At 57.6% G+C, this 2,872-nt stretch carries 3 protein-coding genes; 1 reads left to right on the top strand and 2 read right to left on the bottom strand.

The features are described from left to right. Window positions 1–215: 215 nt before the first annotated feature. Together DEO48_RS04725 and DEO48_RS04720 are read right to left on the bottom strand one after the other, a co-directional pair. The gene (locus DEO48_RS04725) at window positions 216–893 is read right to left on the bottom strand and encodes an isochorismatase family protein (RefSeq protein WP_045326921.1); all 678 of its coding nucleotides are present in this window, start codon (window positions 891–893) and stop codon (window positions 216–218) included. 20 nt (window positions 894–913) lie between these two features. Then, entirely contained in the window at window positions 914–1,774 is an 861-nt protein-coding gene (locus DEO48_RS04720) for a pirin family protein (RefSeq protein WP_109844496.1), read from the bottom strand. A gap of 109 nt (window positions 1,775–1,883) precedes the next feature. Here DEO48_RS04720 and DEO48_RS04715 point away from each other — a divergent pair, with 109 nt between their 5' ends. Continuing rightward, window positions 1,884–2,789, top strand: a complete 906-nt coding sequence (locus tag DEO48_RS04715; protein ID WP_109844495.1) for a LysR family transcriptional regulator — start codon at window positions 1,884–1,886, stop codon at window positions 2,787–2,789. The last annotated feature ends 83 nt before the right edge of the window (window positions 2,790–2,872 follow it).

Raw genomic sequence — 2,872 nt, 5'->3', positions numbered from 1 at the left:
GAACCCCCGATACGTTGCCGTATACACACTTTCCAGGCGTGCTCCTTCAGCCACTCGGACACCTCACCATATTGTTTTGCTGCCTGACCGCTTGGGGGGCAACGGGGCGCTACTATAGGGAGTTGCGCTAACACGGTCAAGCAGATTTTCAGCTTTAGTGCCTGTTCGGTTAAGCATTAATCAGCTCCACGGTTTTTACGTCGTGGAGTAGAGGATTAACGCTGTGAATCGAGCACTTCGCTGTTTTTAACCACTTCCTGTGCTTTGCCGTAGCTTTCGATCAACAGCCGGTAAGCCGGGAAGATGTGGGTATACACCTCAGCCCACTCAGCCGCGTCCTCACGGTTCCAGGTTCGCTGGATCTCGGAGGCCACCGCCGCCGTATCCATCGGGACCACGCCGGCCTGCACCACGCGCGCCAGGGTGATCTCCTGCGCCATTTTGCTGTAGGTACCGGAGGCATCAATCACCGCAAACACTTTATAACCGTCCGCCACCGCGCTGATTGACGGGAAAGCCATGCAGACGCTGGTGATTGTGCCCGCGATAATCAACGTCTTACGCCCTGTCGCTTTCACCGCCGCTACAAACTCCGGGTTATCCCAGGCGTTGATCTCGCCTTTACGGGCAACATACTGCGCATGCGGCGCGTTGGCGTGGATCTCCGGGATAAGCGGTCCGTTCGGTCCCTGCGGAACGGACGCGGTGGTGATCACCGGGATCTTCGCCAGGGTAGCGATTTTTGCCAGCGCAGCCGCACGGGCGCGCAGTTCCGGCATTGGCATATCCCCAACGGTCTGGAACAGACCACTCTGGTGATCGATAAGCAACATCACCGCATCGTTCACATCAATAACCGGACGTGTGCCATTAAAATTCGCAGGTGTAGACATTATCTTTTCCTTTATTACGTTCAGATCTGGCCGAAGCGGCCGGAGTTAAAATCACGAATGGCTTCGTTGATTTCGCTTTTACTGTTCATCACAAACGGGCCATAGCCCACGATGGGTTCATTCAGCGGCTCGCCGGCCATCAGCAGCACTTTGGCATCGCTGTTCGCCTCCAGGTGCAGTTTGTCGCCTTCCTGGCTCAATACGACCAGCTGAGCTTCACCCGCCTGCGTTGTGCCGTTCACCGTGATGTTGCCTTCAAGCACGACCAGCGCGGTGCTCCAGCCTTCGGGCTGATTGAGCGTCAGGTGGTTTCCCTGGTTCAGCGCAATATCCCAGACGTTGAGCGGTGAGAAGGTGTGCGCCGGGCCGGTTACAGCCTCGTAGCGACCGGCAATAACCCGCAACGAACCGCTGTTGTCCGGTAGCGTCACGGCCGGGATCGCATCCTTCGTAATGCTCTGGTAGCCCGGTGCCGCCAGCTTGTCTTTAGCCGGCAGGTTGACCCAAAGCTGCATCATTTTTAGTTCTCCGCCTTTCTGCGAGAACGCGCTGGAGTGGAACTCCTCGTGCAAAATGCCTGCCCCTGCCGTCATCCACTGCACGTCGCCGGGGCCAATGACGCCGCCTTTGCCCGTGGAGTCGCGATGCTCCACTTCACCGGAATAGACGATGGTGACCGTTTCAAAACCCCGGTGAGGGTGCTGGCCTACGCCGCGTTTCGCCCCATCGGCCGGAAAGGTGTACGGGCCCGCGTAGTCCAGCAGCAGGAACGGGCTCAGCGGCTCGCCGTGCGTCTGATAAGAGAACATTGAACGGACCGGGAAACCATCGCCAACCCAGTGCTGGCGGGGAGCGGTATAAACGCCTGTTACGTTTTTCATGATTAACTCCTGATGTTCTGTTGATGTAATTAGCTTATATTCAGAGTTAATATCCCGGTAGATAGTGAAAATGGCATTCACTGTTCTGAAAATGGAACGATGAGGATTTATGCAGGATCTCAATGATTTCGTCTGGTTTGTGAAGGTGGTGGACTACGGTGGCTTCGCCGCGGCGGGAAGGGCGCTTGATCTGCCAAAGTCCAGGCTAAGCCGCCGGATAGCGCAGCTGGAAGAACGCCTTGGCGTGCGGCTTATCCACCGAACAACCCGACAGTTTACGGTGACCGAGGTCGGGCAGACCTTCTACCAGCACTGTAAAGCGATGATGGTAGAGGCCGAGGCCGCGGAGGAAGCCGTTGCGGCACTGCAGGCTGAACCGCGCGGTGTTGTCAGAATTACGTGCCCGATAACTCTATTGCATGTCCACGTGGGTCCGATGTTGGCCAGATTTATGGCGCGCTACCCCGGGATCAATCTTCAGCTTGAGGCGACCAACCGGCGGGTAGACCTGGTGGGTGAGGGGGTTGATATCGCTATCCGCGTACGCCCGCGTCCGTTTGATGACAGCGACCTGGTATTAAGGGTGCTGGCTGACAGGGGGCATTGTCTGGTCGCCGGTCCGGCCTTAATTCAACGCATGGGCGAACCCGTTGTGCCATCTGAACTCAGTGCCTGGCCCGGGTTAAGCATGAACGAGGGGAAACATATTCATAAATGGGCGCTGTCAGGTCCCGGAGGTGCCAAAGCGGAGATTCATTACCACCCCCGATTGATTACCACCGATATGCTGGCGCTACGTGAAGCTGCCATGGCCGGCATCGGCGTGGTGCAGCTGCCGGTTTTAATGGTCAAGGACCAGCTGGCGTCAGGGGAACTGGTACGGGTGCTCGACGCATGGGAACCCCGACGGGAAGTGATTCACGCGGTTTATCCTTCGCGGCGCGGCCTGCTGCCGTCCGTCAGGACGCTGGTGGATTTTCTGACCGAAGAGTATGCGCGGATGGTTGAAGAGTAAAACTTCCCTCTCCCCTGGGGAGAGGGGCTGGATGAGGGGCTCAGGCCGTACCAAGCTGCATGTAGCACCGGGGGGGGATTGAA

The sequence above is a fragment of the Enterobacter sp. CGMCC 5087 genome (genome assembly GCF_003144775.1).
GTDB classification, from domain to species: domain Bacteria; phylum Pseudomonadota; class Gammaproteobacteria; order Enterobacterales; family Enterobacteriaceae; genus Enterobacter; species Enterobacter cloacae_M.
Note: the sequence above shows the minus strand (reverse complement) of the source record. Positions and strands in the feature narration are given on the sequence as shown.